The following is a 20480-nucleotide window of genomic DNA, read 5'->3' as shown; positions in this document are numbered from 1 at the left end:
CGACCGGCTGGCCCCGATGTTCGCCGCGTGCCGAGCCGAGAGCCGCGCCGCGCTGATCGGCTATCTGCCGACCGGCTACCCGGACCTACCGGGCTCCATCGCCGCGTTGACGGCCCTGGTCGAATCCGGTTGTGACCTGATCGAAGTCGGCGTGCCCTATTCCGATCCCGGAATGGACGGCCCGACCATCGCACGCGCTACCGAGACCGCCCTGCAGGGCGGGGTGCGGGTGCGCGACACGCTGACCGCAGTGGAGGCCATCACCAAGGCCGGCGGACGAGCCGTGGTGATGACGTACTGGAACCCGGTGCTGCGTTACGGCGTCGACGCGTTCGCTCGCGACCTGGCGTCAGCCGGTGGGCTGGGTCTGATCACCCCGGACCTGATCGTCGACGAGGCCGATGACTGGCTGGCCGCCTCCGAACAGCACGCGCTGGATCGGATCTTCCTGGTGGCGCCCTCCTCGACGACGCAGCGACTGTCCGAAACCGTCAAAGCGACCAGCGGATTCGTCTATGCCGCTTCCACGATGGGCGTCACCGGCGCCCGCAACACGGTGTCCAACGCGGCGCCGGAGCTGGTGGCCAGGGTTCGTGAGGTCTCCGACATCCCCGTTGGCGTGGGGCTGGGCGTGCGCTCGGGCGCGCAAGCCGCCGAGATCGGTGCCTACACCGACGGTGTCATCGTCGGTTCGGCGCTGGTCACCGCACTAGCCGATGGCCTGGCCGAGCTGCGAGCGTTGACGCAAGAGCTTGCTTCCGGTGTGCGTCAAAAGGTTTCCACCCAATGACGTTGGATTGGCTGACCTACTTTCCCAGTCCTGCGCGCGGTGTCTGGCACCTCGGACCGGTGCCGATCCGGGCCTACGCCCTGTGCATCATCATCGGCATTGTCATTGCCCTGCTGCTCGGTGATCGCCGGTGGCGGGCCCGTGGCGGCGAGCCGGGCGTCATCTATGACATCGCGCTGTGGGCGGTGCCGTTCGGGCTGATCGGCGGTCGGCTCTATCACCTGATGACCGACTGGCGTACCTACTTCGGCGAGGGTGGCGTCGGATGGGAAGCGACGCCGCGGATCTGGGACGGCGGTCTGGGGATCTGGGGCGCGGTGGCGCTCGGTGGGGTCGGCGCGTGGATCGGTTGTCGACGCCGCGGGATCTCCCTGCCGGCGTTCGGCGACGCCGTCGCCCCCGGGATCGTGTTGGCCCAGGCCATCGGGCGCATCGGCAATTACTTCAATCAGGAGCTCTACGGCCGGGAGACAACGCTGCCGTGGGGCCTGGAGATTTTTTGGCGCGAAGACGCCGCCGGGGTCCGCGACCCACACCTGCTCGACGGCGTGTCGACCGGCGAGCTCTACAAGATCGTGCAACCCACGTTCTTGTACGAATTGTTGTGGAACCTCGTGGTGTTCCTCGTGCTGATCTACGCCGACCGACGGTTCCGGATGGGGCACGGACGGTTGTTCGCGCTCTACGTCGCCGGTTACTGCATCGGCCGGTTCGGTATCGAGCTGCTCCGTGACGATGCGGCGACCCATATTGCCGGGATCCGGGTCAACTCGTTCACCTCGACGTTCGTCTTCATCGGTGCGGTGGTGTACATCCTGCTCGCAACCAAGGGGCGAGAAGATCCCGAAGCCATCCGGCGAGCTTGGCAACCCGAGGAGATCACCGACCAGGACGCTGCGGCAGAAGCGGAGTGCGAAGCCGCGCCGGACGAAGAGCACGAAGAGTCCGACGACAAGGAGCTGGTGGCGGCCGGGGTCGCCAACGGCGTCGGCTCGGTGGTTCGGGTGCCGAAAAGACTTACCGGCGAAGCTGACTCGGCCGAGGGCAACGCCGACGACAGTGACGACGCCGATGACGCCGCGCCCGAGGCCTCCCAGGAGGATGAGCCGGAAGCCGAGGACGCCGACGAGGCTGACGAGGAAACCCCTGCCGAGGACGCCGACGAGGAGCCTGCCGAGGCCGAGCCGGCTGACGAGGCCGAGCCGGCTGACGAGGCTGAGGACTCCGTCGAGCCGGAGGTCGCCCAGGAGGACGCGGCCGAGGAATCGGCCGAGCCCGAAGCGGTGACGGACGCCGACGAAGACGAGGCGGTTGATTCCGAGCCGGACAGCGACGTCGAGGAAGAGTCCGACGACTCAGGCGAGGCCGAACACCCCGACGATCCCGTGGACGAGGTGGCCGACGAACCCGAAGCCGTCGAAGCCGATTCGGACGACTCGGACGACTCGGACGAATCCGAAGAACCGGACGCCTCGGACGAGGCTGACCAGCACTGACGGCGGGCCAGACGCCGTATCCGGCATTTCTGGCATGCTGCAGACATGACCGATCCGTCGTGGCCCCCGCCGGGGCCGCATGGCGGGGGACAGCCCTACCCGCCACCGCCGGGCCATCCGGGGCCGTATCCGGGCTACCCGGACGTGTGGGCGCCCTACGGCCGGCATCCGAGGACGGGCCAGCCCTATTCGCCGAAGTCGAAAGTCACCGCCTCACTGCTGCAGCTGTTGGGGTTCTTTGGTTTCCTCGGATTCGGTCGCATATATCTGGGCCAGGTCGGGCTGGGCCTGGTCCAGCTGTTGATCGGTGTGTTGGCCACCATCACGACCTACGGGCTGGGCATCGTCGTACCGTTCGTCTGGGGTGTCATCGACGCGATCCTGATGCTCAGTGGGCGGGTGCACGATAAGCAGGGCCGACCGCTGCGCGATGCCACCTGATCGATCGCCGCACCCGTGCGTCACACGGTATTTCGTTGGCGGCAACCATTCCTGAGGGAGCCGGCTCAGCCGGTCCGACTATGCTGGCGCCGTGAATAGACGCGGAAAGATCGTCTGCACTCTTGGTCCCGTGACCCACTCCGCGGAGATGGTCCGGGCCCTAGTCGACGCGGGCATGGACGTGGCCCGCCTGAACTTCAGCCACGGTGATCACAAAGACCACCAGGCGTCCTACGAGTGGGTGCGTGCAGCCTCGGATGCGACCGGGCGGGCCGTCGGTGTGCTGGCCGACCTGCAGGGCCCCAAGATCCGGTTGGGGCGTTTCGCCGATGGCCCGGTCTACTGGGCCAACGGTGAGACGGTGCGGATCACCGTCGAAGACTGCCTCGGCGACCACGACCGGGTGTCGACCACCTACAAGCAGCTGGCAGCCGATGCGGCTCCGGGAGACCGGGTGCTGGTCGACGACGGCAAGGTCGGCCTGGTGGTCGAGCACATCGACGGCGACGACGTGGTCTGCACGGTCACGGAGGGCGGTCCGGTCAGCAACCACAAGGGCATTTCGCTGCCCGGCATGAACGTCTCCGCGCCGGCGCTGTCGGAGAAGGACATCGAGGACCTGGAGTTCGCGCTGGAGCTCGGCGTCGACATCGTGGCGCTGTCGTTCGTGCGCTCGCCGTCGGACGTGGAGCTGGTGCACGAGGTGATGGACCGGGTCGGCCGTCGTGTCCCGGTGATCGCGAAGATGGAGAAGCCGGAGGCCATCGAGAATCTCGAGGCCGTGGTCCTGGCCTTCGACGCGGTCATGGTGGCCCGCGGCGACCTGGGCGTGGAGTTGGCCCTCGAAGAGGTGCCGCTGGTGCAGAAGCGCGTCATCCAGGTGGCGCGTGAGAACGCCCGCCCGGTGATCGTGGCGACCCAGATGCTGGAGTCGATGATCGAGAACTTCCGGCCCACCCGGGCGGAAGCGTCCGACGTGGCCAACGCGGTGCTCGACGGCGCCGACGCGGTGATGCTGTCGGGGGAGACCGCGGTGGGCAAGCACGCTCTGGATGCCGTGCGCACCATGAGCCGGATCATCTGTGCGGTGGAGCAGAACTCCACGGCGGCACCGCCGTTGACGCACATGCCGCGTACCAAGCGGGGCGTGATCTCGTTCGCGGCACGCGAGATCGGTGAACGCCTGGATGCCAAAGCCTTGGTGGCGTTCACCCAATCGGGTGACACCGTGCGACGGCTGGCCCGGTTGCACACCCCGCTGCCGTTGTTGGCGTTCACCGCGCTGCCCGAGATTCGCAGCCAGTTGGCGATGACCTGGGGGACCGAGACTTTCATCGTCCCGCAGGCGCACACCACTGACGGGATGATCCGCCAGGTGGACAAGGCGCTGCTCGATCTGGGGCGTTACGAGCGCGGTGATCTGATGGTGATCGTCGCGGGCGCCCCGCCGGGAACCGAGGGCTCGACCAACATGATCCACGTGCACCGTCTCGGGGAGGACGACATCTAGTGCCGGCCGAGCCGAACACGGATCTCGAGGAGCTGCTGGCGGTACTGGATCTCAAGAGTGTCGATGACGACGTCTTCGTCGGTTCACACCCGAGCAAGACGCCGTTGCGCACGTTCGGCGGCCAGCTCATGGCCCAGTCGTTCGTCGCCGCCAGCCGCACCGTGGCCGAGCACCTGCCCCCCGGTGCGCTGTCGGTCCACTTCATCAACGGTGGTGATCCCGCCCGCGACATCGAATTTCGGGTGCACCGACTGCGCGACGAACGCCGGTTCGCCAATCGCCGGGTCGACGCGCTGCAGGGTGACACCTTGATCGCCACGTCGATGGTCTCCTACCTCTCCGGGGGGAGCGGCCTGGAGCACAGCGTCGAGGCGCCCACGGTCGCCGAACCCGAGTCGTTGCCGCGGCTGCGCGAACTGCTCACCGGTTACGAGGAAGTCGTCCCGGGCTTCGTTAAGGCGCCGCACCCGATCGAGTGGCGCTACACCAACGACCCGGCCTGGGTGATGCGCGACAAGGGCGGCCAACTGGGCCACAACCGGGTCTGGGTCAAGGCCGACGGGGCGATCCCCGAGGATCCGGTGCTGCATACCGCGATGATGGTCTATTCGTCGGACACCACGGTGCTCGACTCGATCATCACCACCCATGGGCTGTCATGGGGCTTCGACCGGATCTTCGCGGCGAGCGCTAACCACACGCTGTGGTTTCACCGACCGATCCGGTTCGACGACTGGGTGCTGTATGCAACGTCGTCACCGGTGGCGGCGGACTCCCGCGGGCTGGGCACCGGACACTTCTTCGACCGATCCGGACAAGTGCTGGCCACGGTCACGCAAGAAGGCGTGCTGAAGTACTTCCCGAACTCGAAGCGCTAGGCCGCTAGACCGCTAAGCCGGCATCAGCGCGGAGTCGGATTCCTCCTGCACCATGGGGGCGTCGGCACCGCTGCCGAAGGTGTTCTCGAAGTGCTCGCGGAACCGTTCGGTGCATTGCTGCTGGGCGTCGGCGTCCGAACCGGCCTTACTCATGCACGCCACGTAGTCGCCGGCGCCGGCGGTCCGCCAAATGCCGACGTAGACGAAGATGCAGCCGATACCGGCGATCACCGCCAGCGCACCCAAGACGACCCCGGCGAGTGCGACACCGCCGTTGTCGGCTTCCCCGCGCTTGGCTCGACCACGACCGATGAGTCCGAGCACGATGGCCGCCAGGCCCAGTCCCACGCCACCGATCACCGACAACGCGGTGACGATGCCGGCGATAGCAACGATCAGGGCCGCGATGCCTGCGCCGTTCCTGAGCACCTGCGGCGCCGCAGGTGGGGGATAGCCGGGGTACTGCCCGGGCGCCGGATACGGGTAGCCCGGCGGCGGGGGATAGCTGGGACCGGGCGACGGCCAGGATTGCTGAGACTCAGGCGACAGCGAGGGCATGCCGGACTCGGGCATTGAGCAGACTCCAGATCAGAGCTTCAGTCAGGTGTCAAAACAGGTCAGAACCCAAGGGTACCCGCGACTGGGCAAACAAGCCGCGGGCCGTCTGTCGCCGCTACCCGGCCGACAACGCAGTAGCGACTTTGTGGGATGCGCTCCGAATCTTGAGTGCGGTGACGATCTCGACGATTCCGATCACGATCAGCCAGCTGCCGACGACCACCGCCAGCACCCACAGCGAGGCGAACGGCGATGCCAGCGTCACCAGACCGGCCAGCAGACTGACCACGCCCATGAAGATCTGCCAACCCCGGCCCGGCAGCGCCGGGTCGCTGATGGCCGCCACGGCGGTCGCCACCCCGCGGAAGATGAAGCCGACCGCGACCCAGATGGCCAGCAGTAACACCGCCAGCGCTTCTTCGTCGGAGTTGAAGTGCCGGAAACACAGGACCGCCAGAATCACCGACGCGGTGCCGCTGAGGAACAGCAACACCCGACCGCCGGCGGACATGACGGGCAGGCTGAAAGCGAAGATCAACTGCGCGATTCCGGTGACGACCAGATACACACCGAACAGCACAGCCGCGGCAATGATGGACCGGCCCGGCCAGACCAAGACCAGCACGCCCAAGACGAGGGCCAAGACACCAGATGCCAGTGTCGACTTCCACAAATTCGGCAGCAGGCTCGAAACCGATGTTTCCATGGCCGAAGTCTGGCACAGATGCGGCGTTTCGGCCGGGTAATGGCCGCCTCAGCGGCCCGAGATGATCTGCGTGGTCTGCCGCGCGTAGATCTCGGCGAGGAACTGCTCGACGGCTACCGCTGTATGCGCTGCCCGGGGCGAGCCGAAGATGTCGAAAGCGTGCTGAGCCAAAGGCAACTCGGCATAGACCACCGGGCTCGCGCTGACTTCGCGTAGCCGGCCGGCAAATGCGCGGCCCTGCTCCACGGGCACCAATGAATCATTGGTTCCGTGCAGCACGAAAAAGGGTGGGGCATCGGCAGATAGATATGTCATCGGGGAAGCGTCGCGGTAGGTGTCGGGGAAGCGCCGCCGGCTCTGCTTGAACACATAAGCCCCCAATGCCGGGGTCAGCAACGGGTGCAATCCGGTCTCGCCGGTGAAGTCGTAGATCCCGTAGAACGGCACCGCCGCCCGCACGCTGGTGTCGGCGTCGGCGAAGCCCGGCTGGAAACGCGGATCGTTTGCGGTCAACGCAGTCAGGGCGCACAGATGGCCACCTGCCGAGCCGCCGGTCACCGCGACCCAATCCGGGTCGCCGCCGTAGTCGGCGATGTGGGCTTTTGTCCAGGCCAGCGCCCTTTTGACGTCGATGATGTGGTCGGGCCAGGTGGAACGTGGGCTCAGCCGGTAGTTGATCGACACACACACCCAGCCGCGCTCGACCAGATGGGCCATCAGCGGATGTGCTTGGCCACGTTTGCTTCCCACCATCCAGGCGCCGCCGGGTATCTGCAGCAGTACCGGCGCGCGACCGTCGCGGGGCAGGTCGCGGTGCCGCCATACATCGAGGGTGTTGCGGCCGCCGTATTCGCCATAGGGGATGTCGGAGTCGGTGGCGTAGTCCTGGTAGACCCGCATCATCCGGACCACGCCGGGCGCCTTGGCGATCTCCGCGTCCGGCCCCGGCCGCTTCCACAGGTCCCGGCTTTCGGTGCGTCGTCCCGCACCGAGTTCGGCGTCCAGCGCCGCGGTCAACGGCTTATTGGCCATCCGCCCGGCATAGTTCAACCCCAACAGGCCCAGCCAGGAGAGCGCCGACAGCAGCCAGCTGGTCCGCCGAGCCCGCGGTGACAGCCGCCGGCTCACCGCCGCCAACGCCGCGGATTGTCCGGCGATGAGCTGCAACGGCAGCTCCGAGGCGAACAGGCCGAAGGCGAACGCGTACAGCGACGGATAACCGCGCTTGGTCAGCGGGCGATACCCATTAATGGTGGTGGCCAGACCGGCCAGCGAACCGAGCACGGCCAACAGCCTTCGCATTGCGCTCCTCAGCGTTGTGGGACGACCTGCTTCGGCACCCTACCGAAACCGGCCGAACCACCCGATCTGTGCAGCGGTCCCAGCTTCGCCGCTCCTACGTCGAGGCTCGCTGAACCACCCGGTCTGTGCGAGTCAGCCCGCTGGGGTCGCCGACAGGGACCGGGACGCCGGACCGTGCGGGGCCGGAGGACGGGCGTTGACCAGAAACCAGGTCCGCATGATGCCCTTGCCTTTGACGTCGACGTCGCCGCGCTCCTCGAACACGAAGTCATCGTTGAGGCGTTCGTGGACTGCTTGCGGCACCTGGATGCGGTCCTGGGCGCCGGTCGACTCCATCCGGGAAGCGAGGTTCACCGCGTCGCCCCACACGTCGTAGAAGAACCGGCGGTTGCCCACGACTCCGGCCACCACCGGCCCGGTGGCCAGGCCGATCCGCAGCGACACCGGTCGGCCCAGCGGGTCGCGCAGGTCGGCGACCGTGGCGGCGATGTCGAGCGCCAGACGCGCCAGCGCATGCAGGTGATCGGGTCTCGGGTCGGGGACACCGCTGACCACCATGTAGGAGTCGCCGCTGGTCTTGATCTTCTCCAGGCCGTGTTGATCGACGAGCCGGTCCAGGTCGCTGTAGAGCTTGTTGAGGAATCCGACCAGCTGACCGGGGTCGGTCTGGCTGGCCCGCCGGGTGAAGTCGGCGATGTCGGCGAACAGCACCGAGGCGTCGGTGTAGCTGTCGGCGATCACGTCCACTGCCGGGTTCTTGAGCCGGTCGGCGACCGCCGTGGGCAAGATGTTGGCCAGCAGCGCCTCGGACCGCTCGTACTCGGCCTCCATCGCCGCTTCGGCGTGGGAGATCTCGCGCAGCGCGAACCAGACTGTGGCGACCACCATGAAGCAGGCCGAGACGACTACCAGCACGTAGGACAGGTTGTGCAGCCATTCCGGTTGGTGCAGGTTGTCGGCCGGGACCAGGAACTGCAAGGCGATCGTCAGCGCTGCACCGATGCCGGCCACCACGGCCGCCAGTTTGATCCGGTCCACGCCCAGAATCAGCACGCTGATCGACGCCGAGGCCAGGAAATAGAACTGGATCCCCGACCCGGTGCCCACCACCCAACAGACGATCGCGGTCGTCAAGTAGGCGATGGCCACGAAGGTCAGCGGCGCGATGAGCTCGCCATAGTGATACAGCAGCGGGGTCAGGGCCAGCGCGACCGCGGCGATGAGATTGATCGCGCCGATCCACCAGTAGACGGGGTCAACCCAGATCTCCAGCAACCCCCAGCCCGCGCTGATGAGCGCCGCGAGTCCGGCGGAGAGCTTGAGGATCCGCAGCCGTTGCGACAGCCGCGCCGCGTAATGGCGGGTGCGGGCCGGTATGCAGTGTGTGCGCCGGTAGGGGCTGGAAGCCTCGGCCGGCACCGCAAGGAACCGCTTGACGGACACAAGCGACAGCCTAATCCGCTGAGCTGGGCCGTTGGTGGTTTCACCAGGTCGGGAGCCTACGTCTAAGGTCGGCGCTCATGGTGATCCGTTCCGTCGCGCTGTTCGTGTTGGCTGCCATCGCCGAGATCGGCGGGGCCTGGCTGGTGTGGCAAGGCGTGCGGGAGCACCGCGGCCTGCTGTGGGCCGGCGCCGGGGTGATCGCCCTGGGGCTGTACGGCTTCGTCGCCACCTTGCAGCCTGACGCCCAATTCGGCCGGATCCTGGCCGCCTACGGCGGGGTGTTCGTCGCCGGCTCGCTGGCGTGGGGGATGGCGTTCGATGGCTTCCGGCCCGACCGTGCAGACGTCCTGGGTGCGCTGATCTGTCTGATCGGGGTGGGCGTGATCATGTATTCGCCGCGCTAGGAGACTCAGCCGACGGGTTCGATCCCCGCATTTGAGATCACGAATCCGCGTCCCGATGAATCCACGGTGCACGTCACTCCGGTGGCTTCCGACTGGCAGTTGAACGGTCCGGCACCGGCGCTCTGGCCGAACGGAAGGATCGGTTGATCGAACGGGGGATTGGACAAGCAGTTGACGCTGTCACGGCAAATCGACAACTCCCCGTCGGCGCCCATCGACACGTGCTGCGGCGGATTTACCGACATGCAGTAAGCCGCATCGGGCAGTTCACCGCGCCGGTAATTGATTTCGCAGTTGAAGCCGGCCCGCGTCCCGAAAAACGGCACAAACGGCAGATGGCACGATTCGCAGTCGTCGTAGCTGGGTTCGCGCGCCAGCTCTTGCAGCGGGTCGCGTTGCAGGAGGTTGCCGCCGACGCCGCCGTCGTGGCCGGATGATGCGTCCTCGTATTGCCCGCGAGCCTTGGCCGGCACGTGCTTAGTGTGCTGCGCGTGGTTCGACGTCCACAACAGAAAGCCGACTGACACGCCCAGGAGCACCACCAGCACACCCAGCACGGATTTCCTCAATGGCCCTCCTCGGCTGCCCAGTCACGGCGTGCCCGAGTCTAGGTTCGGCGGTGTCGGTTGGGGGCGGCAATGGCGAATCGTTTGGGGCTCGTCGGATCATCTTCGCGGGCAAATAGCGAGGGCCAATGCCGTGATGGTGATTTCGAGGACGGATATCGGCCGCGATGAATAAGGTGCTGTGCGTGAGATGGATGCGGATGGTGTTGGTAGGTGCCGCCACGGTGGCCATTACTGCGGTTGGAATGCCAACCGCCAGTTCGGAGCCCGGAATCCCCGGTACTGAAGACGCGAGTTGCGAGAGCTACGGATTTGGCAACACCGCTATGGCCTGCGATGGCCCCATCCGCGAAGACGGCACCTGGCGCCGCTGCGCCCAATGGCAGCCGTGGTACGTGCCCGGCCCCTACGGCAGCTACACACCCGGCGGCAGCAAATGCTGGACCGTCGAAGGTGGCGCAGACACAGGAAACCCATTGCTGCCGCAACACCACATCGACGGCTGATCATTACGCCGGCACACCGCAGCCTCGTTGGCGTGCCGCCTGGGACTAATGCAAAGGCAATCCGGATGGCCGCATGCTCGGCTGACGATCAACTCGTGACCTGCTTGCTACTTGTGGTGCCCTCGGTGAGATTCGAACTCACACTGCACGGGTTTTGAATCCGTTTCCTCTGCCAGTTGGGATACGAGGGCCCTGCGCTGACGCGCGGCTTCCTACCTTAGACGATGCCCCTCGGGGTTGCCCCAACCGGCAGCCACGACAGAATAGGGGGATGACCGAGCCCACGTCCGACAGCAGCCCACGCCCAGCCCGGCGGGTGCTGATCGCCGAGGATGAAGCGCTGATCCGGCTGGATCTCGCCGAGATGCTGCGCGAAGAAGGCTATGAGGTGGTCGGCGAGGCCGGCGACGGCCAAGAAGCCGTCGAGCTGGCCGAACTGCTGCGCCCGGACCTGGTGATCCTCGACGTGAAGATGCCGCGCCGCGACGGGATCGACGCAGCCTCCGAGATCGCCGCCAAGCGGATCGCGCCGATCGTCATCCTGACCGCGTTCAGCCAGCGCGACCTGGTCGAACGCGCCCGGGACGCCGGGGCGATGGCCTACCTGGTCAAGCCGTTCACCGCCGGTGACCTGGTCCCGGCCATCGAATTGGCGCTCAGCCGAGCTGAGGAGATCACCGCGTTGGAGCGCGAGGTCAGCAACCTGTCCGACCAGCTGGAAACCCGCAAGCTCGTCGAGCGGGCCAAGGGCGTGCTGCAGACCGTGCACGGCTTCACCGAACCCGAGGCCTTCAAGTGGATTCAGCGCGCGGCCATGGATAAGCGGACCACCATGCGCCAGGTCGCGGAAGTGGTGCTGGAGAACGTCGAGGCGCCGGTCAACCCACCGGCCTGACCGCCACGCCACCAGGTGCGCTGAGCCCCGTTGCGCTGGTTCAACCAGTACGCTCGATGACGTGCAGCGCAGAATCATGGGCATTGAGACTGAGTTCGGTGTCACCTGCACCTTCCACGGTCATCGGAGGTTGTCGCCCGACGAGGTGGCGCGCTATCTGTTCCGCCGGGTGGTGTCCTGGGGACGTAGCTCGAATGTGTTCCTGCGCAACGGCGCTCGGTTGTATCTGGATGTCGGCAGTCACCCCGAGTACGCCACCGCCGAGTGCGACAACCTGATTCAGCTGGTCACCCACGACCGCGCCGGTGAACGCGTACTGGAAGACCTGCTGATCGACGCCGAGCAGCGGCTGGCCGACGAGGGCATCGGCGGCGACATCTACCTGTTCAAGAACAACACCGATTCGGCCGGCAACTCCTACGGCTGCCACGAGAACTACCTGATCGTGCGGGCCGGGGAGTTCTCCCGGATCTCCGACGTGCTGCTGCCGTTCCTGGTGACCCGCCAGCTGATCTGCGGCGCCGGCAAGGTGCTGCAGACCCCCAAAGCTGCCACGTTCTGCTTGTCCCAGCGTGCCGAGCACATCTGGGAAGGCGTCTCGAGCGCCACCACCCGGTCGCGGCCGATCATCAATACCCGCGACGAACCGCACGCCGACGCCGAGAAGTACCGGCGTCTACACGTCATCGTCGGCGACTCCAACATGTCCGAGACCACGACCCTGCTCAAGGTGGGCAGCGCGGCGCTGGTGCTGGAGATGATCGAGGCCGGGGTGTCCTTCCGGGACTTCTCGCTGGACAACCCGATCCGGGCGATCCGCGAAGTCAGCCACGACGTCACCGGCCGGCGCCCGGTGCGCCTGGCCGGCGGACGCCAAGCCGGTGCCCTCGACATCCAGCGTGAGTACTACGGGCGGGCCGTGGAGTACGTGCAGACCCGAGCCAGCAACCCGCAGCTTGAGCAGGTCATCGATTTGTGGGGCCGCCAGCTCGACGCCGTGGAAACCCAGGACTTCGCCAAGGTGGACACCGAGATCGACTGGGTGATCAAGCGAAAGCTGTTCCAGCGCTACCAGGATCGCTACAACATGGAGCTGTCGGATCCCAAGATCGCCCAGCTGGACCTGGCCTATCACGACATCAAGCGCGGGCGCGGGGTGTTCGATCTGCTGCAGCGCAAGGGATTGGCCACCCGCGTCACCACCGACGAGGACGTCGACGAGGCCGTCGACACCCCGCCACAGACCACCCGCGCCAAGCTCCGCGGCGAATTCATCAGTGCCGCACAGGCAGCCGGCCGCGACTTCACCGTCGACTGGGTGCACCTCAAGCTCAACGACCAGGCCCAGCGCACCGTGCTGTGCAAGGACCCGTTCCGGTCGGTCGACGAGCGGGTCAAGCGCCTGATCGCCAGCATGTAGCCCCCAGCGATGACTCGGCTCAGCGGCCTGGCCGCGCTCATCGGACTGGGCATCGTGCTGGCCGGGTCGCCGGCCGCGCACGCCAACGGCGTGGTCATCTGCCAGTTCAGCGTGGCCAAGCCGTTCGTCTACTCGGTCAGCGGTGTCGACTACATGGGCAGCCGCGTCGACGTCAGCGATTGCCGGACCGATCTGCCCGGCACGCCGCTGACCATGCAGATGCACCTGACCGCCTCCGGCGCCCCGCTGGAGCTGGCTGGCCCGTCGCACACCCTCACCTACTCCGAGACCCGTGCGGTGCACAACGGCGACAGCTTCTCGGTGGCGTTCCCCAACGACGGCCGGCTGATGCCGCTGTACCCGGGCGTCTACGGTGCCAAGATGACGGCACGCACCGATCGCCCGGGCGAGCCACGCGCCGAAGACCCCGAATTCTCGGCCTACCAGTGCAGCACCTGGGAGTTCCCGGGGATGACATGCGCGCCGGCGAACCACATCTGAACAAGCACGTAACGCACGAGCCTTATCCTGTCTTGTCATGGCGACCGCGAAAGTCGAGCGACTCCTCAATCTCGTCATCGCGTTGCTGGCCACCCGCAGCTACCTGACCGCCGAGAAGATCCGAGCCACCGTGGTCGGCTACGGCGACAGCCCCAGCGATGACGCGTTCTCGCGGATGTTCGAGCGCGACAAGAACGAACTGCGTGACCTGGGCATTCCGCTGGAGACCGGCAAAGTGTCCGGGTTCGATACCGTGGACGGCTACCGGATCAATCCCGACACCTACGCCCTGCCGGCCATCGACCTGACCCGCGAGGAAGCCGCCGCGGTCGCGGTCGCAGTTCAGCTGTGGCAGTCCCCGGAGTTGCGTGCCAACGCCGAGGGCGCAGTCGCCAAACTGCATGCCGCCGGCGTCGAAGTGGATCCGAAACAGGCCGACGTGCTGGTGGCGCCGCCGACAGCGCTGCCGGGCATGCACCGGGCCGAGCCGGCGCTGGGCGCACTGATGGACGCCGTCCAGGCGGGGCAGGCCGTACAGTTCGGGCACCGCCCCTCACCGGTCGAGCCGTATGTCACCCGCACTGTCGAGCCCTGGGGAGTGGTCACCCACGCCGGACGCTGGTATCTGGTGGGCCACGATCGTGACCGCAACGCGGTACGCACCTTCCGGATGTCGAGGATCGCGCCGGAGGTGCGGCCGATCGGGCCAACCGACGCCGTCACCCGACCCGACACCGCCGATCTGCGCGCGATCGTCGCCGACGCGGTCGGCGATGCGCCCAGCGGGCTGCAGGCACGTATCTGGGTCGCCGATGGCCGCGCGGTGGCGCTGCGCCGGGCCGGCACGGTCTTGAGCCGTCACGCGCTGGCCGGCTGCGACGGCGACATCATCGGTGTCGATATGGGCACCCATGACCGGTTGGCCCGGGAGATCGCCGGCTACGGCGCCGACGCCATCGTGTTGGACCCGCCGTCGCTGCGCCACGACGTGGTGGCGCGCCTGAGCGCTCGCGTCGGGGAGGTGCCGGTATGACCCAGCTGTCGAAACGCCTGGTCCGGCTGCTGAACATGGTGCCGTATCTGAAGGCTCGCCCCGGAATCAGCAAGCAGCAGGCCGCCGCCGAACTCGGCGTGAGCCTCAGCCAGCTGCAGTCCGATCTGGAGCAGCTGGTGATGTGCGGCCTGCCCGGCTACGGGCCCGGCGAACTGATCGACGTGACGTTCTACGAAGACCGCCTCGACGTCTTCGAATCCGCCGGCGTCGATCGGCCGCTGCGGCTGACCTCGCGGGAAGCCACGGCCATGCTGATGGCCTTGCGCACCCTGGTCGATATGCCCGGCATCGTCGACCCGCGGGCCGCCCGCAGCGCGATCGCCAAGATCGAGGAGGCCGCCGGGGCCGCGGCACCAGTGGCGCCCACCTCCGCCACGCACGACGAGTCGGCCGCCGATGTAGTCCGCGACGGCGTCCAGCAACACCGAGCGCTGGCGATCGACTACTACGCGGCATCCCGCGACAGCGTGTCGCAGCGGATCGTGGATCCGATCCGGGTGGTGCTGATCGGCGCACACAGTTACCTGGAGGCCTGGTGCCGCGAGTCCGAGGGGGTGCGGCTGTTCCGTTTCGACCGTATCGACGGCGCCCGGCTGCTCGACGAGCCATCAGCTCCGCCGGAGCCGGCGCGGCGAGCCGAAACCGACACCTCACTGTTCGACGCCGACCCGTCACTACCGGTCGCCATCGTGCGGGTGGCGCCGTCGGCGGCGTGGATGTTCGAGTACTACCCGATGCAGGCGCTCGGCGAGCTGGCCGACGGCTGGCGGGAAGCCCAGCTGACCTACGCCTCCGAGGAGTGGCTGATCCGGCTGCTGCTCGGAATGGGCGACGAGGTGCAGGTCAAGGCGCCGGAATCGGTGGTAGCCGGGGTGCGTGACGCCTCGGTGGCCGCGTTGGCGATATATGAGCAGGCACGCCCTTGACGCTGTACAGCGTCGGAGCCCTCATAGCCGACATCGCCTTCCTGGCCCTGATGGTAGGAGTGGTGGTGGGCATCGTTTTCCTACTCAAGGCCAAGGCGAAGAACGCTGGTCAACCACCGATGGCGCCGAACTGGTATCCCGATCCGGCTGACCCAGAGCTGCTGCGCTACTTCGATGGCCAGAACTGGACCGGGTCCACCCGGCCACGGGATGCACCGTCGGGTTCTTGAGCTGCGGTAGCATCGTGGCGACGTCTGGAGGTAACCAAAGTGAACGCTTTAGGACCGTCGCACCTGGCGATCCTCGCCGTCGCCGTGATCATTCTCTTCGGCGCCAAGCGACTGCCCGATGCGGCACGCTCGCTCGGTAAGTCGCTGCGCATCTTCAAGTCCGAGGTCCGCGAGCTGCAGAACGAGAGCAAGCCGGATTCGAGTGCGACTTCAACCACCGTCCAGTCCGAGCGGGTCGACCCGCCGGCGGCCGGTGGCCAGTCGGCGTAACCCGGTCCCGCCGTCGCGGCGACCGCGCCCCATTCGACTGTGCGCACGCTCGGAGTTCTGCGGCGGCTCGACCCCCGTCAGCGGCGTAGCCGCACCAATCCCGACGGGACGATGTCGCTCGTCGACCACCTGCGGGAACTACGTACCCGGCTGCTGATCTCGATGGCCGCGATCGTGCTCACCACGATCATCGGCTTCATCTGGTACACCCAGCCGCTCTTCGGGCTGGAAAGCCTCGGCGAGTGGCTGCGTCACCCGTACTGCGAGCTGCCGGCCTCCTCGCGCGCGGCGATCGGACCCGACGGGCAGTGCCGGCTGCTGGCCACCGCGCCGTTCGACCAATTCATGCTGCGGCTCAAGGTGGGCTTGGCCGCCGGAATCGTGCTGGCCTGCCCCGTCTGGTTCTACCAACTGTGGGCGTTCATCACCCCGGGGCTCTACCGCAAAGAGCGACGCTTCGCGGTGGTGTTCGTCGTCTCGGCGGCCGTGCTGTTCGTCACCGGCGCCATCCTGGCCTACCTGGTGCTGGCCAAGGCACTCGGATTTCTGCTGACCGTCGGCAGCGACGTCCAGGTGACCGCCCTGTCCGGTGATCGCTATTTCGGGTTCCTGCTGAACCTGCTGGTGGTGTTCGGGATCAGCTTCGAGTTCCCGCTGCTGATCGTGATGCTCAACATGGTCGGCGTGATCAGCTACGCCCGACTCAAGGAGTGGCGGCGCGGGCTGATCTTCGCGATGTTCGTGTTCGCCGCGTTCTTCACCCCGGGCTCGGACCCGTTCTCGATGATCGTGCTGGGCAGCACGCTGACCCTGTTGCAGGAGTTCGCCATCCAGATCGCCCGGTTGCACGACAAGCGCAAGGCCAAGCGGGAAGCGGCCACCGCGCTGGCCGACGACCAAGCCTCGCCGATCGAGGCGCCCACACCGGTCACTATGCCGCATGAGTAGTCCGCCGCAGACACCCGGACAGACCGAGCTGAGTCGGTTCATCGCGGAACTGCCCTTCGGGCTGGACGGTTTCCAGCGTCGGGCCTGCGAGGCCCTGCAGGACGGTCGGGGTGTGCTGGTGTGTGCTCCCACCGGCGCCGGTAAGACCGTCGTCGGCGAGTTCGCCGTCCACCTGGCCCTGGCCGGCGGCGGAAAGTGCTTCTACACCACGCCGATCAAGGCGCTGAGCAACCAGAAGCACACCGATCTGGTGGCCCGCTACGGCAAAGACCGGGTGGGGCTTTTGACCGGCGACCTGTCGATCAATTCGAATGCCCCGGTGGTCGTGATGACCACCGAGGTGCTGCGCAACATGCTCTATGCGAATTCGTCTGCGCTGCAAGGCCTTTCCCACGTCGTCATGGATGAGGTGCACTTCCTGGCGGACCGGATGCGTGGAGCGGTGTGGGAAGAGGTCATCCTGCACCTGCCAGAGGAAGTGCGGCTGGTAAGCCTCTCGGCGACGGTCAGCAACGCCGAGGAATTCGGCGGATGGATTCAGACGGTGCGCGGCGACACCTCCGTCGTGGTCGACGAACATCGCCCGGTGCCGTTGTGGCAGCACATGATGGTCGGCAAACGGCTCTTCGACTTGTTCGAGTCGCGGCCAGATTCCGACGGCCGCGCCGCGGGGGGTCGGCCGCGCGTGGACTCCCAGTTGCTGCGCCACATCGCCCATCGCCGTGAAGCCGACCGACTCACCGACTGGGGCAGCACCCGCCGATCAAGGCACGGAGGCTCCGGCCGCCCAGATCGGCCTACCTACCGGCCACCGATGCGCCCGGACGTTATCGCGGTGCTGAACTCCGCAGGTCTTTTGCCGGTGATCACCTTTGTGTTCTCCCGGGCCGGCTGCGACGCCGCGGTCAAGCAGTGTCTGCGCTCGCCGCTGCGGCTGACCACCGAATCCGAGCGGGCCCGTATCGCCGAGGTGATCGATCACCGCTGCGGTGATCTGGCCGACGACGACCTAGACGTACTGGGTTACTACGACTGGCGCGAGGGGCTGCTGCGCGGTCTGGCCGGCCACCACGCCGGGTTGTTACCGGTGTTTCGTCACACCGTCGAAGAGCTGTTCGCCGCGGGTTTGGTCAAGGCCGTGTTCGCCACCGAAACCCTGGCGCTCGGGATCAACATGCCGGCCCGCACGGTGGTGCTCGAACGGCTGGTGAAGTTCAACGGTGAGCAGCACGCCGCGCTGACGCCGGGGGAGTACACCCAACTGACCGGCCGGGCCGGCCGGCGCGGCATCGACGTCGAAGGCCATGCGGTGGTGCTGTGGCACCCCGGGGAGAGCACCGCCGACCCCGACCAGGTGGCCGGCCTGGCATCCACCCGTACCTTCCCGTTGCGCAGCTCGTTCGCGCCGTCGTACAACATGACGATCAACCTGGTGCAGCACATGGGGCCAGAGCAGGCCCACCAACTGCTGGAGCAGTCATTCGCCCAGTTTCAGGCCGACCGGTCTGTCGTCGGTCTGGTGCGCAGCGCCGAGCGCGGCGAGCGCACCCTGGACGAGATCGCCGCCGAATTCGGCGGGCGCGATTCAGCAGTGCTCGACTATGCCCGGCTGCGGGCGAAGATCTCCGAACGCGAACGCGCCCACGCGCGGGCCTCGCGGTTGCAGCGCCGTCGGGCAGCCAGTGACGCTCTGGCGGCGCTGCGCCGCGGCGACATCATCAACCTCAGCCACGGTCGTCGCGGGGGACTGGCGGTGGTGCTGCAGGCCGACCGGGATTCCGACGAACCAAGGCCACTGGTGCTCACCGAGCATCGCTGGGCCGGCCGGATCTCCTCAGCGGACTATTCGGGCGCCGTCCCGCCGATCGGCACCATGAGCCTGCCCAAGCGAGTGGAACACCGCCAGCCGCGAGTGCGCCGCGACCTGGCCTCGGCACTGCGATCCGCGGCCGCCGGGCTGGTGGTTCCCAGCGGGCGTAAACGTCGCGGCGACGCAGATGACGCACCGGTGGATCCGGAGCTGGCGGCCCTGCGCCAGCGGATGCGCGACCATCCCGTTCACGACGCGCCGGATCGCGAAGCCCAGGTGCGCGTCGCCGAGCGCTACCTGCGCGTGGAAGCCGATAACGCGCAGTTGCGCAGGAAGGTCGAGGCCGCCACCAATTCGCTGGCGCGCACCTTCGACCGGATCGTCGGGCTGCTGACCGAACGCGGCTTCATTCGCGCCGGTGACGACGCAGAGCGCGGCGACGGTACGGAGCCGCGCGATGACGCGACCGATGCTGGGGATGGCAGCCCCCGAGTCACCGACGACGGCCGGATGCTGGCCCGGATCTACAGCGAGAGCGACCTTTTGGTGGCCGAGTGCCTGCGTACCGGGGCATGGCAGGGCCTCAAACCTCCGGAACTGGCTGCGGTGGTCTCCGCGGTGCTCTACGAAACCCGCGGCGCGGACGGGCCCGGCGGACCGCCGACCCTGCAGGCGCCCACCGAAGCGGTGCACCGCGCGCTGCACCAGACCCGCAAGCTTTCGGCCGCGTTGCGGGCCGACGAGCGCCGGCACGGCATCAGCCCGACCCGGGAACCCGACGACGGGTTCGTCGCCGCGGTCTACCGGTGGGCGCGCAGTGGCGATCTGGCGTCGGCACTGGCCGCGTCAGATGCGGCCGGCGGGGGCACACCCCTGTCGGCGGGCGATTTTGTGCGCTGGTGCCGCCAAGTGCTCGACCTGCTGGATCAGCTGCGGAATGCGGCACCCAGTGCGGAGTTGCGGGCCACAGCAAAACAGGCGATCGACACGGTTTTGCGCGGGGTCGTTGCCGTTGACGCCGGGTAGGCTGGTCCGGGCGCTACGGTGGAGAGCCGGCGGTGATCAGCACCCGCTACGTGAGAGGACTTGAGGAACAACGATGAGCGGACCGCAGGGATACGACCCGACGCAGCCGTGGCAGCCTCAGCAGCCCGGTCAGCCCGAGGACCAGGGCGCCGGACAGGGTCCCGCGACCGGCGCTGAGCAGCAATGGCAGCCGCCGGCCTACACGCCGCAGCAGTACCCCCAGTACCCGCAGCAGGGCGCCTACCCCTCGGCGCCGCAGCCGTATCCCGGCTACCCGCAGCCCGAGCAGTACGGTCAGCCCTCGCCGTACGGCCAGCCGGGCCAGTACGGTCAGCCCTCGCCGTATGGTCAGCCCGGCCAGTACGGCCAGCCCGGGCAATACGGCCAGCCGGGCCAGTACGGTCAGTACCCGCAGCAGCCGGGCCAGTACCCGGCGCCGGGCACCGCGACCAAGCGCCCGTCCGGGATGGTCAGCTCGGTGCTCGCCGGGTGCGTGGGTATCGCCGTGCTGGTGTTGCTGGTGCTGGGCTTCTGGAAGCCCGGTTTCTTCGTGACCACCAAGCTCGACATCGACAAGGCCCAGGAAGGCGTTCAGCAGATCCTGGCCGACCAGACCAACGGCTACGGCGCCAAGAACGTTAAGGACGTCCGCTGCAACAACGGGCAGAGCCCGGTGGTCAAGCAGGGCGACACCTTCAACTGCGAGGTCAGCATCGACGGGACCAAGCGCCAGGTGACCGTCACCTTCCAGGACAACTCGGGCACCTACGAGGTCGGCCGGCCCAAGTAGGCCGCCGCGT

The 20480-nt window shown here is 67.4% G+C and carries 22 protein-coding genes and 1 tRNA gene; 17 read left to right on the top strand and 6 right to left on the bottom strand.

Annotation, left to right across the window (positions count from 1 at the left end; genetic code table 11):
- Positions 1-16 precede the first annotated feature (16 nt).
- The 5 genes from trpA to ACKY0X_RS11650 all read left to right on the top strand — a co-directional run bounded on the left by trpA (position 17) and on the right by ACKY0X_RS11650 (position 5115).
- Positions 17-790 carry a tryptophan synthase subunit alpha gene (trpA, locus tag ACKY0X_RS11670; protein ID WP_409429598.1) on the top strand — a complete coding sequence of 258 codons (774 nt, stop codon included), beginning with the start codon at positions 17-19 and terminating at the stop codon, positions 788-790.
- Positions 787-2286 carry a prolipoprotein diacylglyceryl transferase gene (gene lgt, locus ACKY0X_RS11665; protein WP_409426169.1) on the top strand — a complete coding sequence of 500 codons (1500 nt, stop codon included), beginning with the start codon at positions 787-789 and terminating at the stop codon, positions 2284-2286. The genes trpA and lgt overlap by 4 nt, the downstream gene beginning before the upstream one ends.
- A gap of 45 nt (positions 2287-2331) precedes the next feature.
- Entirely contained in the window at positions 2332-2727 is a 396-nt protein-coding gene (locus ACKY0X_RS11660) for an NINE protein (protein ID WP_409426168.1), read from the top strand.
- A 91-nt stretch (positions 2728-2818) separates the two neighbouring features.
- A complete protein-coding gene (gene pyk, locus ACKY0X_RS11655) occupies positions 2819-4237 on the top strand; it encodes a pyruvate kinase (protein ID WP_409426167.1) in 1419 nt (472 codons plus the stop codon).
- A complete protein-coding gene (locus ACKY0X_RS11650; protein ID WP_409426166.1) occupies positions 4237-5115 on the top strand; it encodes an acyl-CoA thioesterase II in 879 nt (292 codons plus the stop codon). The genes pyk and ACKY0X_RS11650 overlap by 1 nt, the downstream gene beginning before the upstream one ends.
- Positions 5116-5127: 12 nt before the next feature.
- Here the strand turns inward: ACKY0X_RS11650 and ACKY0X_RS11645 are convergent, their stop codons facing one another.
- The 4 genes from ACKY0X_RS11645 to ACKY0X_RS11630 form a co-directional block, all read right to left on the bottom strand.
- A complete protein-coding gene (locus tag ACKY0X_RS11645) occupies positions 5128-5688 on the bottom strand; it encodes a DUF4190 domain-containing protein (protein WP_409426165.1) in 561 nt (186 codons plus the stop codon).
- A 100-nt stretch (positions 5689-5788) separates the two neighbouring features.
- Entirely contained in the window at positions 5789-6397 is a 609-nt protein-coding gene (locus ACKY0X_RS11640; RefSeq protein ID WP_409429597.1) for an HdeD family acid-resistance protein, read from the bottom strand.
- Between the two features lie 30 nt (positions 6398-6427).
- Positions 6428-7681, bottom strand: a complete 1254-nt coding sequence (locus ACKY0X_RS11635; RefSeq protein ID WP_409426164.1) for an alpha/beta hydrolase fold domain-containing protein — start codon at positions 7679-7681, stop codon at positions 6428-6430.
- Positions 7682-7813: 132 nt separating this feature from the next.
- Positions 7814-9124 carry an adenylate/guanylate cyclase domain-containing protein gene (locus tag ACKY0X_RS11630; protein WP_409426163.1) on the bottom strand — a complete coding sequence of 437 codons (1311 nt, stop codon included), beginning with the start codon at positions 9122-9124 and terminating at the stop codon, positions 7814-7816.
- A 77-nt stretch (positions 9125-9201) separates the two neighbouring features.
- On the opposite strand from ACKY0X_RS11630, the gene ACKY0X_RS11625 reads away from it, so the two are divergent.
- A complete protein-coding gene (locus ACKY0X_RS11625; protein ID WP_046284053.1) occupies positions 9202-9528 on the top strand; it encodes a YnfA family protein in 327 nt (108 codons plus the stop codon).
- Positions 9529-9533: 5 nt separating this feature from the next.
- Here the strand turns inward: ACKY0X_RS11625 and ACKY0X_RS11620 are convergent, their stop codons facing one another.
- Positions 9534-10097, bottom strand: coding sequence for a hypothetical protein (locus ACKY0X_RS11620; RefSeq protein ID WP_409426162.1), 564 nt, complete (start codon positions 10095-10097; stop codon positions 9534-9536).
- Between the two features lie 191 nt (positions 10098-10288).
- Between ACKY0X_RS11620 and ACKY0X_RS11615 the strand changes: the two genes are divergently transcribed.
- Positions 10289-10600, top strand: coding sequence for a hypothetical protein (locus ACKY0X_RS11615; protein ID WP_065040754.1), 312 nt, complete (start codon positions 10289-10291; stop codon positions 10598-10600).
- A gap of 114 nt (positions 10601-10714) precedes the next feature.
- On the opposite strand, the gene ACKY0X_RS11610 is transcribed toward ACKY0X_RS11615, so the two are convergent.
- Positions 10715-10791 (bottom strand) — tRNA-Leu (locus ACKY0X_RS11610).
- An 80-nt stretch (positions 10792-10871) separates the two neighbouring features.
- Here ACKY0X_RS11610 and ACKY0X_RS11605 point away from each other — a divergent pair.
- From ACKY0X_RS11605 to ACKY0X_RS11560, 10 genes are all read left to right on the top strand, one after another.
- Positions 10872-11495 carry an ANTAR domain-containing response regulator gene (locus ACKY0X_RS11605; protein ID WP_409426161.1) on the top strand — a complete coding sequence of 208 codons (624 nt, stop codon included), beginning with the start codon at positions 10872-10874 and terminating at the stop codon, positions 11493-11495.
- A 61-nt stretch (positions 11496-11556) separates the two neighbouring features.
- Complete coding sequence (pafA, locus tag ACKY0X_RS11600) at positions 11557-12915, top strand: Pup--protein ligase (RefSeq protein WP_105295526.1); 1359 nt, start codon at positions 11557-11559, stop codon at positions 12913-12915.
- Between the two features lie 9 nt (positions 12916-12924).
- A complete protein-coding gene (locus tag ACKY0X_RS11595) occupies positions 12925-13416 on the top strand; it encodes a hypothetical protein (protein ID WP_409426160.1) in 492 nt (163 codons plus the stop codon).
- Between the two features lie 37 nt (positions 13417-13453).
- Positions 13454-14449, top strand: a complete 996-nt coding sequence (locus ACKY0X_RS11590) for a helix-turn-helix transcriptional regulator (protein WP_409426159.1) — start codon at positions 13454-13456, stop codon at positions 14447-14449.
- Complete coding sequence (locus ACKY0X_RS11585; protein ID WP_409426158.1) at positions 14446-15396, top strand: helix-turn-helix transcriptional regulator; 951 nt, start codon at positions 14446-14448, stop codon at positions 15394-15396. Before ACKY0X_RS11590 ends, ACKY0X_RS11585 begins: the two co-directional genes overlap by 4 nt.
- Positions 15393-15626 (top strand): DUF2510 domain-containing protein, encoded by a 234-nt coding sequence (locus ACKY0X_RS11580; RefSeq protein ID WP_409426157.1) that lies wholly within the window; start codon positions 15393-15395, stop codon positions 15624-15626. The genes ACKY0X_RS11585 and ACKY0X_RS11580 overlap by 4 nt, the downstream gene beginning before the upstream one ends.
- A gap of 39 nt (positions 15627-15665) precedes the next feature.
- A complete protein-coding gene (gene tatA / locus ACKY0X_RS11575) occupies positions 15666-15896 on the top strand; it encodes a Sec-independent protein translocase subunit TatA (RefSeq protein ID WP_409426156.1) in 231 nt (76 codons plus the stop codon).
- A 39-nt stretch (positions 15897-15935) separates the two neighbouring features.
- Positions 15936-16844 (top strand): twin-arginine translocase subunit TatC, encoded by a 909-nt coding sequence (tatC, locus tag ACKY0X_RS11570; RefSeq protein WP_409426155.1) that lies wholly within the window; start codon positions 15936-15938, stop codon positions 16842-16844.
- The gene (locus tag ACKY0X_RS11565) at positions 16837-19680 is read left to right on the top strand and encodes a DEAD/DEAH box helicase (protein WP_409426154.1); all 2844 of its coding nucleotides are present in this window, start codon (positions 16837-16839) and stop codon (positions 19678-19680) included. Before tatC ends, ACKY0X_RS11565 begins: the two co-directional genes overlap by 8 nt.
- 73 nt (positions 19681-19753) lie before the next feature.
- Positions 19754-20470: a DUF4333 domain-containing protein gene (locus ACKY0X_RS11560; RefSeq protein ID WP_065039810.1), complete on the top strand. Its 717-nt coding sequence runs from the start codon at positions 19754-19756 to the stop codon at positions 20468-20470.
- Positions 20471-20480 lie beyond the last annotated feature (10 nt).

The organism is Mycobacterium sp. SMC-11 (assembly GCF_046250095.1).
GTDB lineage: Bacteria > Actinomycetota > Actinomycetes > Mycobacteriales > Mycobacteriaceae > Mycobacterium > Mycobacterium heraklionense_A.
The sequence above is the reverse complement of the archived record's forward strand: the minus strand, read 5'-3'. Positions and strand labels throughout refer to the sequence as shown.

What these genes read in the sequence shown, in the direction of transcription:
- trpA (WP_409429598.1), top strand. Translation starts at nt 17, where the DNA reads ATGTTCGCCGCGTGCCGAGCCGAGAGCCGCGCCGCGCTGATCGGCTAT.
- lgt (WP_409426169.1), top strand. Translation starts at nt 787, where the DNA reads ATGACGTTGGATTGGCTGACCTACTTTCCCAGTCCTGCGCGCGGTGTC.
- ACKY0X_RS11660 (WP_409426168.1), top strand. Translation starts at nt 2,332, where the DNA reads ATGACCGATCCGTCGTGGCCCCCGCCGGGGCCGCATGGCGGGGGACAG.
- ACKY0X_RS11645 (WP_409426165.1), bottom strand. Translation starts at nt 5,688, where the DNA reads ATGCCCGAGTCCGGCATGCCCTCGCTGTCGCCTGAGTCTCAGCAATCC.
- ACKY0X_RS11635 (WP_409426164.1), bottom strand. Translation starts at nt 7,681, where the DNA reads ATGCGAAGGCTGTTGGCCGTGCTCGGTTCGCTGGCCGGTCTGGCCACC.
- ACKY0X_RS11625 (WP_046284053.1), top strand. Translation starts at nt 9,202, where the DNA reads ATGGTGATCCGTTCCGTCGCGCTGTTCGTGTTGGCTGCCATCGCCGAG.
- ACKY0X_RS11615 (WP_065040754.1), top strand. Translation starts at nt 10,289, where the DNA reads ATGCGGATGGTGTTGGTAGGTGCCGCCACGGTGGCCATTACTGCGGTT.
- ACKY0X_RS11605 (WP_409426161.1), top strand. Translation starts at nt 10,872, where the DNA reads ATGACCGAGCCCACGTCCGACAGCAGCCCACGCCCAGCCCGGCGGGTG.
- ACKY0X_RS11595 (WP_409426160.1), top strand. Translation starts at nt 12,925, where the DNA reads ATGACTCGGCTCAGCGGCCTGGCCGCGCTCATCGGACTGGGCATCGTG.
- ACKY0X_RS11590 (WP_409426159.1), top strand. Translation starts at nt 13,454, where the DNA reads ATGGCGACCGCGAAAGTCGAGCGACTCCTCAATCTCGTCATCGCGTTG.
- ACKY0X_RS11585 (WP_409426158.1), top strand. Translation starts at nt 14,446, where the DNA reads ATGACCCAGCTGTCGAAACGCCTGGTCCGGCTGCTGAACATGGTGCCG.
- ACKY0X_RS11565 (WP_409426154.1), top strand. Translation starts at nt 16,837, where the DNA reads ATGAGTAGTCCGCCGCAGACACCCGGACAGACCGAGCTGAGTCGGTTC.
- ACKY0X_RS11560 (WP_065039810.1), top strand. Translation starts at nt 19,754, where the DNA reads ATGAGCGGACCGCAGGGATACGACCCGACGCAGCCGTGGCAGCCTCAG.